Below are 13524 nucleotides of genomic sequence, written 5' to 3' on the forward strand. Positions count from 1 at the left end.
GGGAGGACGTACCCTGATCAACCACCCATTAGCGGTGATAGGGCACCCCATGTTGTAGGGTCATGGCGCGGTAGAGTTGCTCAGCCAGCATAACCCGCACCAGCATGTGGGGAAAGGTCATGGGACCAAAGGCCAGTTTAAAGGCTACCCCCTGTAAAACCCGTTCATGCAACCCATCCGGGCCGCCGATGATCAGTCCAACATCCCGATCACCGGCTTCCTGCCACCGGAGTAGCTGAGCGGCAAGCGTCTCGCTATCCAACAGTTTGCCCCCCCGGTCGAGGGCCATCCAGAGACGCTTATCCATCTTTTCCAAAATGCGCTCGCCCTCATCCGCAATCGCTTTGCTGCGGGTCGCCGGGCTCTCCTTGCCGGTACGCTGCCCTTCGGCAATCTCCACCAGCTCCAGACCACCATAGCGTTTCATGCGCCCTGCATAGTCGTCAAACAGCCCCTTCTCATGCTTGGGCATGCCCCGACCCACAGAGAGAATGCGAAACCGACTCACCGACGGCCTGCCCCATCTGCTTCATCTGCCTCGTCGTCTTCATCGTCTTCATCGTCTTCGTCATCCCAGGCATCATCCTCTTCTGCTTCGTCGTCATCCCAGGCATCATCCTCTTCTGCTTCGTCGTCATCCCAGGTTTCATCATCCTCTTCGTCCCAGCGTTCCTCATCGTCGTCGCCGTCCCAATCGTTATCGGCGCCCCCTTGGCCATCATCGTCGGCATCCCATGTGGATGCATCCAGGTCGGCGGCGTGCCAGGGGTTTTCGGCATCCCGGTGGGCGATTTGTTGGGCCAGTGCTTTAGAGGGGTGGGGCGAGGAGGCTTCGGCACTCCAGAGTTTTTCTAGGTTATAGTGGGCACGTACCTCTTCACGGAAGATATGCACCACAATATCGCCAAAATCCATCAGCACCCACTCACCTTCTTGCACCCCTTCGACGCCGATGGTAGGTAGGTTAAGTTGCGACGCTACTTGGTCTACCTCGTCGGCCAAGGCGCGAACATGGGTGGTGGAACGGCCTGTGACAATAATAAAGAAGTCCGCCAATCCTGAGCGGCCTTCCAGATCCACCAGCACGATATCCTCGCCCTTTTTATCATCCAACTTGGCTTGAATGGTATGGGCAGCTTGGGTGATCTCTGCCTTGATCTGGTCATCGCTCTTAACGTCGCTCATGGGCGGTACAGCTCCTGCTTCTGTATGTAGTTCACCACCCGTGTGGGGGTGAGATAGTCGATACTGCGCCCCGCCACCAGCGCTTCGCGCATGGCGGTGGAGCTAATTCCCATTGGCGTAACCGGTTGAATAATCACACCGTTACGTCCCATCTCTTCACGGTAGAGCAGTTCGGGACTCTGCACCATGAAAGGTTCCAAAAAGCGTCCGGCTTCGGTCTGTTGCAGATCCACGATATAACCGGGTCGGGTCATAATACACAGGTGGGCGTACTTTATCAGCAATTGCCACGTTTTCCACAGGTGTAGTTCATTCAGCAGGTCGCTACCCAGCACCAACACCCACTCGATGGTAGGGCGGCTGCGTGCGAGGCTACGTAGGGTATCGATGGTATAGCCTACGCCATCTTGTAGCACTTCGATATCATTGGCTTCAAAGCGGGGTTCGCGGCTTACGGCCAGGCGTACCATATCCAGCCGCTCTTCGGGGGTTGCCTGCATTTCACGCCCTTTAAAGGGGTGGGCCCCGCTGGGGATAAGCTGCATACCGTCGAGCCCCAACCCTTCCATCACCTCCATGGCGGAGCGCAGGTGGCCTAGATGGGGCGGGTTAAATGAGCCCCCTAGGATACCGATACGCCGGGCGAGATGTTGGCGAAATGCGGTAACCATGGTTAGCTTCTCAACTGACCATCGCCCAGCACGATCCATTTTTCACAGGTCAGTCCTTCCAGGCCGACGGGGCCGCGCACATGCAGTTTATCGGTGGAGATGCCCATTTCTGCGCCCAAGCCGAATTGAAAGCCGTCATTAAAGCGGCTGGAGGCGTTGACCATGACGGCGGAGGCGTCCACTTCGCGCACAAAACGCATGGCGGTTGCGTGGTTTTCTGTCACAATAACTTCGGTATGGCGTGAGCTATGGGCGTCGATATGGTCCATGGCTTCTTCAAGATTTTTCACCACCCGGATAGCGAGAATTGCGGCGAGGTATTCGGTATCCCAATCCTCCTCTGTCGCGGGGATGACGGGGGCCACTTCGCCCACCAAGCGGATGGTTTCGGGGCAGCCTCTAAGCACGCAGTCGGCTTGGTTGAGCCGTTTAGCCAGGGCGGGCAGTATGGTTTTGGCGACCTTTTCGTGGATGAGCAGGGTTTCGGTGGCATTACACACGCCGGTACGCTGCATTTTGCCATTAAAGGTGATGTCAATGGCTTTAGCGGGGTCAGCGTCGGCATCAATATAGGTATGACAGATACCATCCAGGTGTTTGATGACAGGGATGGTTGCTTCATCCATGACCCGTTGGATCAATCCTTTACCACCACGTGGAATGATAATATCCACATATTGATCGGCTTTTAGCAGGGCACTGACGGCGGCTCGGTCGGTGGTGCTTACCACTTGCACGGCATCGCTGGGCACACGTCCCTTTTCCATACCTTGGGCGAGGGCGGCGGCGATGGCGCGGTTGGAGTGAAACGCTTCAGAGCCACCGCGCAGGATAACGGCATTGCCTGATTTGACGCAGAGTGCGGCGGCATCGGCGGTGACGTTGGGGCGGGATTCGTAGATGATCCCGATCACACCGAGGGGCACGCGCATTTTACCCACTTGCAGCTGGTTGGCCAGGCGACGCATATGGTTGATTTCGCCGATGGGGTCGGGCAGAGCGGCCACTTGGCGGATGCCTTCGGCCATGCTGGCGATGACTTGATCGGTGAGGCGCAGGCGGTCGAGCATGGCGTCGGTCAGGCCATTTTTTTCACCGGCTTCCAGGTCTTTTTCATTTTCTACTTGGAGGATCTTTTTACAGGCGATCAGGGCATCGGCCATGGCGTGTAGGGTTGCGTTTTTGCTACCGGAGTCTAACCAAGCCAGTTGACGGGCAGCTTTGCGTGCTTTTTTGCCGATTTCGTCGATGAGTTTGATGCTGTCGTTGCTCATGGTATTGCCTTGTTCGCTGGTTTTTATGCCGCTTTACGTCATTATGTACGCTTTTGCGTTTTTTGCGCTGTCCCCCCACGCTTGCACCTTACTTTTTAATGCTTCTACGCTCAAAAAAAAGTTTGAGGGGGGGCTGGGGGGGGAATTCTCTATCCCTCCAGGGTTTTGCTTGTGATTTTTTGCTGTTAGGCTTTTTAAATCCTTATGCATGGTTTCCACCCAGCGCCCGTGCGCCCAACCGCCCGCCACGCTGACGCGTGACATCGCTACCCTATGCCCCGTACCGCGCGCCTACAAAACCCGTGCTCTCTTAAACAACCCCTGCACCCTTGTCCAACCGGTACGGGGCTAAAAGATAAAAAAAATCAAAAGATCTCAGGGCTTCGCCCCAAACCCCACTGGGCGCTGCCCAGACCCGCTGGGCGGGCAAGCAGAGCGTCCCCCCAGCCCCCCCAATCCCTTTTAATAATGGGACTCCCTGGCTATAGGGGCATGCACACCCCCCCTAACCTACTTGACCAACTGCACCATGTCATCCCGATGCATCACCTCTTCATCAATAATAAAACCCAAGGCCGCCTCAATCTCCCAACTATGCTTACCCTTAATCTGCTCCATATGATCACTGCGATAATTCACCAACCCCTTGGCAATCCGCCGCCCCTGCACATCACAACAATAGAGCGCCGCACCCCGATCAAACACACCCTCAACCGCCACCACACCCCGCGCTAAGAGACTCTTGCCCTTTAATAAAGCCGCAACCGCCCCCTCGTCCAAAAATAGACTACCCTCACACGTTAAACCATTGGCAATCCAACGCTTGCGGCTGCTAATGGCATCCCCCAACGATAAAAAGAGCGTACCAACACCACCCCCCATCACCGCCCCGATAGGATCCGCCTGAAAACCATTGGCCAACACCGTCATACACCCCGTACGCGCCGCCATCTTCGCCGCCCGTAACTTCGTTACCATACCCCCAGAGCCAACCTCCGAACCGGTACCACCCGCCAAAGCCTCAATCTCCGGCGTTACCTCCACCACCAACTCAATACGCTGCGCCCTCTCATCCTTACGGGGATCCGCACTGTATAAACCATCCACATCCGATAACAAAACCAACAGCTCAGCCTCTACCAAACCCGCCACCAACGCCGCCAGGGTATCATTGTCACCAAACCGAATCTCCTCCACCACCACCGTGTCATTCTCATTAACCACCGGCACCAAACCCAAGGTTAATAAGGTCTCCAACGTATCCCGCGCATTCAAATAACGACGCCGGTTCGCCACATCATCCCGCGTTAATAATATCTGCCCCGTATGCAAACCATGGGTGTTAAAAGCCTGCTCATAAATCTGCATCAACTTGCCCTGACCCGCCGCCGCCGCCGCCTGCTTCTCTGGCAGTGTTGCCGGACGCCGCCCCAAACCCAAACGCGACGCCCCCGCCGCAACCGAGCCCGACGTGACCACCACAACCTGCTTGCCACGACCCATCAATGCCGCAATCTCCGCACAACGGGCCGCAATCCAATCCTCGCACACCCCATCCTTGGTGGTCAGCAAGTTTGAACCAATCTTAACCACTATCCGCTGGGCAGCCGCCACACGCTGCCACGCCTCCGTAGCCTCACGCATACTCACTCCCGGACCCAAATAACTTCCACACCATCATCATCATCGTCGTCATCATCGTCATCTTGCCACGACGGAGCATGCTCATCCCGTAGCGCCTTGCTGCCCGCACGGGTCGGAGCATCCTCCAAGGCATGACCCACCTTGCCCTGCTTTAACCGCCACTGTTTAACCATACCACCAACATGATAAACCAACGCCTCAATACCCTCTCCCGTGGCCGACGAAAGGATAAAGACCGGTGGCATCGCCTCCCCCAACCGCTCCTTAAACCACGAAAGCACCACCTGGCGATCCTCTTCCCCCAACAAATCCGCCTTGGAAAGCACCAAAATACGCGGCTTCTGCGCCAACTGCTCCGAATAACCCGCCAACTCCGCCTCAATGGTCTGAAAACGGCTCACCGGATCATCATCCTCCAGCGAATCAATCTCCACCAAATGCAACAACACCGCACACCGCTCAATATGCTTTAAAAAAAACATACCCAGCCCGTGCCCCTCATGGGCACCCTTAATCAAGCCCGGAATATCCGCCATCACAAAACTGTGGTCCATCTCCACCCGTACCACCCCCAAATTGGGCTGCAAGGTGGTAAAAGGATAGTCCGCAATCTTGGGTTTCGCCGCAGAGACCTTGGAGATAAGCGTGCTCTTGCCCGCATTGGGCATACCCACCAACCCCACATCGGCCAGCAATTTCATCTCCAACCGTACCCACATCTCCTCACCCGGAAAACCCGGATCAGCCCGACGCGGGGCTTGGTTGGTGGAACTCTTAAAATGCATGTTGCCCCGGCCACCATCCCCCCCCTTACAGGCGAGAAATTGCTGACCATCCTCCACCATATCCACCAATATGGTGCCGTCGGCATCATCCCGGATAATGGTCCCCACCGGCACCTTGATGATCAGCGCCTCCGCCGAGGCACCGGTACACTGTGAGCCCATGCCATGGGTGCCCCGCTTGGCCTTAAAATGCTGCTTGTAGCGAAAATCAATAAGCGTATTCAGGTGGCCATCGGCTTGAAAAATAACATCGCCACCACGCCCCCCATCGCCGCCATCCGGCCCACCAAAAGGGATATATTTTTCCCGCCGAAACGAGATGCAGCCGCCACCGCCGTCGCCGGATTTTAGGTAGATTTTCGCTTCGTCTAGAAATTTCATGATGTCCAGATGGTGGTAGGTGTGGAGATTCAGAAAATGCCCTAACAAGCGTGACCAGCCATCGCTGACCCTCAAGCATGGGCTAAAAAAGTCTCGGCAGACAACGCCTTGCGTAGATCAAAGGGGTAGGCATTGCATTTTTCTACCCTGTACCGAAAGATCCTTTGGTCACAAGGTTGATCCTGTCAAACAGCGCTAACGGTGGCTTGGCCCAGACCAAATATAGCCACTTTACAAGCAGCATAAAACAGCACCCCTGCAAAAGAAAACGGGGAAACGGCCTAAAACCGTTTCCCCATCATCCTTGCGTTGCGAATGCTCACCACCCGCAGCTCACAACGGCTTACTGAGCCGCCGCAACTTCCACATTTACATATTGACGGTTGCGCCGCATGGTGAAGGCCACTCGACCCTCCTCCAGCGCAAACAAGGTGTGGTCTTTACCCATACCCACACCAACGCCAGGCCACATTTTGGTGCCGCGCTGACGCACCAGAATGTTACCAGGAATCACGTTTTCGCCACCGTACTTCTTAACGCCCAAGCGACGACCTTCTGAATCACGCCCGTTGCGGGAACTACCGCCAGCTTTCTTATGTGCCATGACGTCTCTCCTCTATACCCGTCTTAAGAAATGCCGCTAATGCGAACCACCGTCAGATTTTGACGATGACCCTGCGTGCGGATATAGTTCTTACGACGCTTTTTCTTGAAAACAATAACCTTCTTGTCGCGCATCTGGCGAATGATGGTGCCGGTAACTTTGGCGCCTTCAGTCGCCTCACCTACCTTAAGACCCTCATCACCACCAACCATGAGCACATCATCAAAGATCACCTCGCCGCCAGCATCGCCCGCCACTGTCTCAACACGCAGGACGTCACCTTGGGACACTTTATACTGCTTACCACCGGTACGAATTACCGCATACATCGATCATTCCTCCAAAAACGCATCTATTTCAATGCGTTATAACTGTGGTCTAAAAGCCTGTTCCTAAGGGCTGAGTCGTTTAAAACCTTCGCCCACAGCGCTTGGGAACCGACTCTCGGACCCGCCAGACCTGTAAAAAGGTTCGTGTATTATCATGAACGCCAAAAATAAGTCAAGAGAAATCCCCACACACGTCACACGAACACCCCCCTTTTTCACCCCTGCATGGCACGTTGCAGCAACGCCAAACTCTCTACCAGCGGCAACCCCACCACCGCACTATAGGAACCTTCTATGCGATTAACCAAAAAACCGCCCATGCCCTGAATGGCATAACCCCCTGCTTTATCCATAGACTCGCCATAATCCACATAGGCGGCAATCTCTCCAGGCGCGACCTCGCGCATAGATACCTGCGTGATCACCACATCGCTAAAGATCTGCCCCTTGTTATCGCAGACCGCTATGCCGGTCATCACCTCATGGCAGCGCCCCACCAGCCGTTGCACCATCGCTATGGCCTCGGCGCGGTGTTGTGGTTTTCCTAAAATTGCGCCATCCACCACCACCGCCGTATCTGAACCCAAGGTTAGATGCCCCGCCACAGCCCCAGACCGGGCTTTTTCCCGCGCCAAGCGTACCACATAGGCTTGGGGATCCTCCCCGATGCGTGGCGTCTCATCGCACGCCACCGGGTTAACCATCGGATCTAGACCGACTTGCCGCAACAGTTCCAACCGCCTTGGTGAGGCCGACGCCAAACAGACCTTCACCTCGCCATTAAGCCACCACAACGCGGGTAACGCTTGCATGGCATATCTCCCCTCTGTAAACAGGCTGCTCTTTCTCTCTTTGCCGAATGCAGACTGCATATTATTTTATGGATATGCTATACTCTGTTGCCTAGTGATTATAAAGTGCGGTTGTTATCTCAAAAAAGCGCCATGCTGTCGCCCCAAAAATGACAACATGGTGCCGCTGCCTTGGCAATTTGCCCTTGACCTTGGGCTGTGATACTCCGTATGTTCCCTTGACTTTGATCTCCTCTATCAAAGAAGAGAACCCTGCTTGAAACCAGAAGGATTCAAGCCTACTGAAATGAATGGGACGGCTAAAACCCTATGGCCCAACAGACCAACGAAGCTTTGGCTCGTCTGCGTAGCCTGGTTGAACAGGATTTGCAGCGCACCAATGAAGTCATTTTGGAACAGCTCAACTCCCCTGTTGAGTTGATCACCCAGGTGGGGGATCATCTTCTTAACAGCGGCGGTAAGCGGTTGCGCCCCATTTTGACCTTGGTAACAGCCAAGCTGTTTGGGTATCAAAAAGCCGATGTCCATGCGCTGCTGGCGGCTGTGGTGGAGTTTATTCACACCGCAACCTTGCTGCATGATGATGTGGTGGATAAGTCCAACACCCGCCGGGGACAGGCAACCGCCAACTCGGTATGGGGCAACAAGGCGCCCATTTTGGTTGGCGACTTTCTCTTTTCCCGCTCGTTTCAGATCATGGTTGAACATGGCGATTTACGGGTTTTGCGCATTGTTTCCGACTGCTGCGCCATTATCTCTGAGGGCGAGGTGATGCAGTTGGTGGCCAGCAATGATCTGGCCACCGATGAAGAGCGTTATCTGGATGTGATTCGCCACAAAACGGCCTCGCTGTTTGCCTCGGCTTCGCAGTTGGGGGCGGTGGTGGCGGATCAATCCGACGAGATTGCCCAGCGCATGTATGATTATGGCATGATGTTGGGCACCGCTTATCAGGTGGTGGATGATCTGCTGGACTACTCGGCCGAGACGGAAAAACTGGGCAAAAATGTAGGGGATGATTTCCAGGAGGGTAAGATAACCCTACCGGTGATCCACGCTTTCCGCTCAGGCGATGCGGAAGAGCAAGCTTTTTGGCGGCGCTGTTTGGAGGATGAAGAGCAGGATGAGAGCAGCTTTGATCATGCCCGTGCTTTGATTGCCAAGCATGGTTCGCTGGACTACACCATGTCCCAGGCCCGCGCGTTGATTGTTAAAGCCAAAGCTGCATTGGCTCCCTTGCCGGAGAGTGCCGAGCGCCAAGCACTGATGGATTTGGCCGACCTTTCGGTGGATCGGGAATATTAAGCAACGGGCCATGCAACGGGTATTTTTGCGCCTATGGCGTAGGTATCGCAGCGCTTGGCGCAGCAACCGATTTTTCCGTTGACCCCACTTAACAACGGGTCTATGTTAGGGCCTCTTCAAAAATGACCCTCGGGGTGTAGCTCAGACTGGTAGAGCACTGCGTTCGGGACGCAGGGGCCGTAGGTTCAAATCCTATCACCCCGACCATGTATTTCATAAGATTTAAGCAGTTAGGGATTACCGCCCTAGCTGCTTTTTCTGTTTTCAGCATGGGGGTGAGCCCATGGGGAGCGGTGGCCATACCAAGCATCGCAACATACCCTGTATGACACACCAAAGCGCTGGGATGCGCATTTCTTCCCCAGCGGGTCTGGCTTACAGGGGTCATGACGGTTTCCCCTTTACGCCCTACCCCAAGCGGACATAAACCGAGTCATGAAGATTCATTGAGTTTTAAATTTTATCAGCCTATACATAACCCTATGAACGATACCAAACCGGACATTTGCACGAACGATCGGGGCGAACAGGTCACTACGTTCGAGTCCTTAAACATTAAATCCCCCGCTAACCTTAAGGGGCCTCTTTAAAAAAGCCGCGCAGCTGGTTAAGGAGTTGAGCCTTGCGTATGGGCTTGGTCAAATGGAGACTACAGCCCGCCTCTATGCTCTTCTCTAAATCCCCCTCCAAGGCATGGGCCGTCAGCGCCACAATGGGCACCGGCTCGCGCCCCTGCTGCCGCTCCCACTGGCGGATGGAGCGCGTCGCCGCATAGCCATCCAGCACCGGCATCTGCATATCCATCAAAATAAGATCGTAGGCATCCTGTTTGGCCATCGCCACCCCTTCGGCACCATTTTGGGCAATGCTCACTTGATAAGGGCTAGCTTTTAAATAAGCGACAATAAGCTGCTGGTTGTCCACAGAGTCCTCAACCAGCAACACTTTGCGCGGCACATCAACCGACCACTCCGCCGCTTCATCCTGCATCTGCCGCCGTTCAAGTTCTGTAACCTCCTGGTAGGGCAAGGTAAAGATAAAACAACTACCCACCCCATCCTCGCTCTCTACCCAGATACGCCCCCCCATCAACACCACCAGCTGCTTGCAGATAGCCAAACCCAAACCGCTGCCACCATAACGCCGCGTCAGACCCGATTCAGCCTGCGTAAATTTATCAAAAATATGCAAAAGCTGATCGGCATGTAGACCAATCCCGCTATCCCTAACCTCAATACGTAAGTAGGTGGCATCCTCGGGATCCCGACGCACCACCACCACCACCTGCCCCCGCTCCGTAAATTTAAGAGCGTTCCCCAATAGATTGGTCAATACCTGCCTTAGCCGTCCACTGTCCCCCAAAATATGGGTGGCCAAGCCCTGCTCCCACTCACTCACCAGCGCGATCCCTTTCTCATGGTAAGGGAGTTGAAAGAAACCCAGCAGATCCTCTACCAAAGACCGTAAATCCATAGGCGCCATATGGAGGGTTAAGCGCTTCTCCTCAATGCGGGATATGTCTAAAATATTATTGATCAACTCCAACAGGGCACTACCGGCCTGTTGCAAGCGGGCCAACTGCTGGCGCTGTTCAGGCTCTTGCACCGTCTCCAGCAGAATATCACTCATGCCCAGCACCACGTTCATTGGGGTGCGAATCTCATGGCTCATGGTCGCGTAAAATTCACTCTTTACCCGATCAGCCGCCTGGGCATCCTGCAAGGCCTGTTGCAGGATGTGTTGGTGCCGCGCCACGCCAATCAACCACAGGTAGACCAACCCACCAGCCAGCATTCCTCCCCCAATACCGGCACCCCATATCACGGGCACATAGGGCGAATCCTGATCCCACCCGTTTAAGGGCTCGGCCGCCAATTGCCAACGACCATCGGGCAGTTGCACATTTTGCAGGACAGCTCGCTCATTAAACAGTTCACCCTCACCCGAGATCAGATCTCCCTGCGCCCCCAGCCCGTCACGCCCACGAATGGCCAGTTTAATCTGCTTGGATACCTCATAGATACCCGCCGTAGTAAACAGCTTATCTTTATCAATGACCGTGCTTGCCAACCCCCAGTAAGCCCCTTTTTTTCCATCCATTCCCGTGCGATAGATGGGTGTTCGGCTAATAAACGCTTCCCCACCCTGCACCAATTTTACCGGACCGGCCACCACCGTACGCCGTTCGCTAATGGCCAACTGCACCGCAGGCCACTGCTTGGCATTTTTGCGATAGTCCAACCCTAACGCCCGCTCGTTACCGCTAAGGGGATAGATGTAGCTAAGCACATTGTCAGGGGCCAAACCTAAATTTCGAATATTGCGACTCTGCGCAATGATTTCGCGGGCCATAAGCTGGAAATTTTGCTGACTTATGTTTGGCTCAATGGCCACATAGGCCAGCAGACCCATGGTGAGGTGAAAGCTAAGATTAATCTCATTTTCTAAAAGACCTCGCAGTTGGCTGAGCTGTTCTAACACGGTTACCCGCAACTGGTTTTGGTAGCGGCCATTTTCCTGCACAGCCAATAAACCGGTTAACAACAGACTCAACAGCAGGGTCAAACCCCCTGAGAGCACCACCCGATTTGGTGCCCTAAAGCTACGTGTGGATGTGCTTGCTCGATCCATGGTTACCCATCGTGTTTAATGATCCACCTATTTTCAACACAAGGGTACGATTCTACCGGATTACTCCGCTGCAATAACAGTGCTAAAATGGATCGCAGCGGCGACCCTGTTCGATCTCCATAATGGGTTCCAACCCAGCGCAGCCACACGCCTCCCTGGCGCAAACGGGTAGCTAGGCTATAAACAGACGCAGGCTCACCTCCACTACAGAACCCGATCCCAACCATCGCCGTTGCCGACAAACCGCAGGATCGGGCTTAAAACAGCCGGGCCAGCAGGTGGGTGACGGGACCCCACAGGGTGACACCCAGCAGGGTGCCCCACATTAACTCCCGCGCCCAGCCGTTGAGGCCCGCCAGAAAGCGTTTGAGTCCCACCACAAAAAACAGCAGTCCCAGTGTACTCGCGGGTAAAAGAATGGGGGTCATGGACCATTTTGGCGTGCCCTGCCCCAACAGCAACAGCATGGTGAAGGAGACCGCAAACATCCCAGCCACCAGCATGGTATAGGGGCCTTCACGGGCCCCCAGTACCCGCCCTTCAGGGGGTGGACCCAGCGCATGTTCTTGCCCCGTCATCACCCAAACAGCCATCAGCACCATACCCACAAAGGGGAAAAACAGGCCCCGTAGCTGATGCCACGCCGCCGACTCTAACTGATCCAGGTGACGCACCACCCCCGGCTCAATGGCGACACGGGCTAAGGTGGTGGTATCGCTCCATAGGGTGGGCAGCACCTGCATGGGGGCATGCTCCGGTTGCCACTGCCAAGCCCCTTGCGGGTTTTCAACCACGGCGTGGGCTTGACGGCCATCCCCCAAGCCCAGCACCACCAGCACCACCAGTAGCAGCCCCGTCAACCATGGCATCAAGCCTAGCCCAGACCAGTGGTAGCGCCAACGTGCCCACAGCAAAAATCCCAACAGCGGCACCACCACCACCGGCCACAGCAGTGGCACCGTAATGGCGCAGAGCAGCAGCAACAGGGCGGGCATGGGCAGATCCCATAGACGCAGCGGTGCAGACTGTTTTAAGCGATCATTAAACCACAGCAACCACACCAGCAGCCCCCCCAGCAACAGCAGGCTATTACCATCGGCCAAACCCAGCAGCTGCAACCCCCCCAGCTGCATCTGCACTGGCAGCAGACTCCAGCAACTCTGCCCAACCATCACCACCGCCAGCCCCATCCATTGCCGATTACCCTTGAGCCCAAACCAACGCATCAAGCCAAAGAGGGTCAGGCCCAACATCCAGCCATGGGCCGCCAGCCATGCCGTTTGACTGGTGGCCGTCACCCCTAGCAAGGTTGGCCAACTCTGTAACACACAGTTGGCCGTGCCCAGCCATTGCTGATGGCTCACCATCCACACGCTCAGCTTGGCCTGCTCGCTCCATAACTGCGTCAGTGCCACACCGGCCCCAGCTTGAGGCTCGACCACGGGCATGTTCCATGGCAGCAGGGCCAATACCAACACCAGGGTTGCGCCCAGTTGTAGCAGCACCTCGCCATCCACCGCTTTACGCAGCTTTTTCCACACCAGCAAACCATCGGCCCGCCGCCACCACAACAGCCCGCTCAATGTCAACAACCCCAACCCCAGCAGCCACCCCAGACTTCCCGCTGGCAGCGGCCAACTGAGCAGTCGGCTGACCACCATCCATAGCCCCATGGCGCTAAAATAACCCGCCCCTAGCTGCAAGGCCAAAGGGTTGTTGATGGCACCGGGCACGCTCCAACGGTAGAGCAGCGCACCCGTTGCCGTGAGTAGGAGCACTGTCACCCCTACCACCAACCAGAAGATCCAAAGCATGGTGTCGACTCCAAAAAAAAGGCCGCTCCGAAATGCACTCTCGAAACGGCTGCCACAGGCTGGAGAAAGAAAGGTGTACGCAAATGTGC

At 55.5% G+C, this 13524-nt stretch carries 12 protein-coding genes and 1 tRNA gene; 2 read left to right on the forward strand and 11 right to left on the reverse strand.

The window, feature by feature from the left end:
- Window positions 1–28: 28 nt before the first annotated feature.
- The 9 genes from MMC1_RS17110 to MMC1_RS17155 all read right to left on the reverse strand — a co-directional run bounded on the left by MMC1_RS17110 (window position 29) and on the right by MMC1_RS17155 (window position 7685).
- Window positions 29–508: a 23S rRNA (pseudouridine(1915)-N(3))-methyltransferase RlmH gene (locus MMC1_RS17110; RefSeq protein WP_011714890.1), complete on the reverse strand. Its 480-nt coding sequence runs from the start codon at window positions 506–508 to the stop codon at window positions 29–31.
- The gene (gene rsfS, locus MMC1_RS22100; RefSeq protein WP_011714891.1) at window positions 505–1185 is read right to left on the reverse strand and encodes a ribosome silencing factor; all 681 of its coding nucleotides are present in this window, start codon (window positions 1183–1185) and stop codon (window positions 505–507) included. Before rsfS ends, MMC1_RS17110 begins: the two co-directional genes overlap by 4 nt.
- Window positions 1182–1856 (reverse strand): nicotinate-nucleotide adenylyltransferase, encoded by a 675-nt coding sequence (gene nadD / locus MMC1_RS17120; protein WP_011714892.1) that lies wholly within the window; start codon window positions 1854–1856, stop codon window positions 1182–1184. Before nadD ends, rsfS begins: the two co-directional genes overlap by 4 nt.
- 2 nt (window positions 1857–1858) lie before the next feature.
- Entirely contained in the window at window positions 1859–3130 is a 1272-nt protein-coding gene (locus tag MMC1_RS17125) for a glutamate-5-semialdehyde dehydrogenase (protein WP_011714893.1), read from the reverse strand.
- A 510-nt stretch (window positions 3131–3640) separates the two neighbouring features.
- Window positions 3641–4774, reverse strand: a complete 1134-nt coding sequence (proB, locus tag MMC1_RS17135) for a glutamate 5-kinase (RefSeq protein ID WP_011714894.1) — start codon at window positions 4772–4774, stop codon at window positions 3641–3643.
- A 2-nt stretch (window positions 4775–4776) separates the two neighbouring features.
- Entirely contained in the window at window positions 4777–5940 is a 1164-nt protein-coding gene (gene obgE, locus MMC1_RS17140) for a GTPase ObgE (protein WP_011714895.1), read from the reverse strand.
- Between the two features lie 343 nt (window positions 5941–6283).
- Window positions 6284–6544 carry a 50S ribosomal protein L27 gene (gene rpmA / locus MMC1_RS17145; protein ID WP_011714896.1) on the reverse strand — a complete coding sequence of 87 codons (261 nt, stop codon included), beginning with the start codon at window positions 6542–6544 and terminating at the stop codon, window positions 6284–6286.
- 23 nt (window positions 6545–6567) lie between these two features.
- Entirely contained in the window at window positions 6568–6873 is a 306-nt protein-coding gene (gene rplU / locus MMC1_RS17150; protein WP_011714897.1) for a 50S ribosomal protein L21, read from the reverse strand.
- A 215-nt stretch (window positions 6874–7088) separates the two neighbouring features.
- On the reverse strand, window positions 7089–7685 hold the full coding sequence (locus MMC1_RS17155) for a Maf family protein (RefSeq protein ID WP_011714898.1): 597 nt from the start codon (window positions 7683–7685) through the stop codon (window positions 7089–7091).
- A 309-nt stretch (window positions 7686–7994) separates the two neighbouring features.
- Here MMC1_RS17155 and MMC1_RS17160 point away from each other — a divergent pair, with 309 nt between their 5' ends.
- Window positions 7995–8990, forward strand: a complete 996-nt coding sequence (locus MMC1_RS17160) for a polyprenyl synthetase family protein (protein ID WP_011714899.1) — start codon at window positions 7995–7997, stop codon at window positions 8988–8990.
- Between the two features lie 130 nt (window positions 8991–9120).
- Window positions 9121–9197 (forward strand) — tRNA-Pro (locus MMC1_RS17165).
- 366 nt (window positions 9198–9563) lie between these two features.
- Here the strand turns inward: MMC1_RS17165 and MMC1_RS20605 are convergent.
- Both MMC1_RS20605 and MMC1_RS17175 read right to left on the reverse strand, forming a co-directional pair.
- Window positions 9564–11621 carry an ATP-binding protein gene (locus tag MMC1_RS20605; protein ID WP_011714900.1) on the reverse strand — a complete coding sequence of 686 codons (2058 nt, stop codon included), beginning with the start codon at window positions 11619–11621 and terminating at the stop codon, window positions 9564–9566.
- Window positions 11622–11878: 257 nt separating this feature from the next.
- Window positions 11879–13435 carry a hypothetical protein gene (locus MMC1_RS17175; RefSeq protein WP_011714901.1) on the reverse strand — a complete coding sequence of 519 codons (1557 nt, stop codon included), beginning with the start codon at window positions 13433–13435 and terminating at the stop codon, window positions 11879–11881.
- Window positions 13436–13524: the final 89 nt, after the last annotated feature.

The sequence above is a fragment of the Magnetococcus marinus MC-1 genome, from assembly GCF_000014865.1.
Classification (GTDB): domain Bacteria; phylum Pseudomonadota; class Magnetococcia; order Magnetococcales; family Magnetococcaceae; genus Magnetococcus; species Magnetococcus marinus.

Excerpts from the sequence above, each read along its gene's own strand:
- rsfS (WP_011714891.1), bottom strand. The coding sequence starts at position 1,185 with ATGAGCGACGTTAAGAGCGATGACCAGATCAAGGCAGAGATCACCCAA.
- nadD (WP_011714892.1), bottom strand. The coding sequence starts at position 1,856 with ATGGTTACCGCATTTCGCCAACATCTCGCCCGGCGTATCGGTATCCTA.
- MMC1_RS17125 (WP_011714893.1), bottom strand. The coding sequence starts at position 3,130 with ATGAGCAACGACAGCATCAAACTCATCGACGAAATCGGCAAAAAAGCA.
- proB (WP_011714894.1), bottom strand. The coding sequence starts at position 4,774 with ATGCGTGAGGCTACGGAGGCGTGGCAGCGTGTGGCGGCTGCCCAGCGG.
- obgE (WP_011714895.1), bottom strand. The coding sequence starts at position 5,940 with ATGAAATTTCTAGACGAAGCGAAAATCTACCTAAAATCCGGCGACGGC.
- rpmA (WP_011714896.1), bottom strand. The coding sequence starts at position 6,544 with ATGGCACATAAGAAAGCTGGCGGTAGTTCCCGCAACGGGCGTGATTCA.
- rplU (WP_011714897.1), bottom strand. The coding sequence starts at position 6,873 with ATGTATGCGGTAATTCGTACCGGTGGTAAGCAGTATAAAGTGTCCCAA.
- MMC1_RS17155 (WP_011714898.1), bottom strand. The coding sequence starts at position 7,685 with ATGCAAGCGTTACCCGCGTTGTGGTGGCTTAATGGCGAGGTGAAGGTC.
- MMC1_RS17160 (WP_011714899.1), top strand. The coding sequence starts at position 7,995 with ATGGCCCAACAGACCAACGAAGCTTTGGCTCGTCTGCGTAGCCTGGTT.
- MMC1_RS20605 (WP_011714900.1), bottom strand. The coding sequence starts at position 11,621 with ATGGATCGAGCAAGCACATCCACACGTAGCTTTAGGGCACCAAATCGG.
- MMC1_RS17175 (WP_011714901.1), bottom strand. The coding sequence starts at position 13,435 with ATGCTTTGGATCTTCTGGTTGGTGGTAGGGGTGACAGTGCTCCTACTC.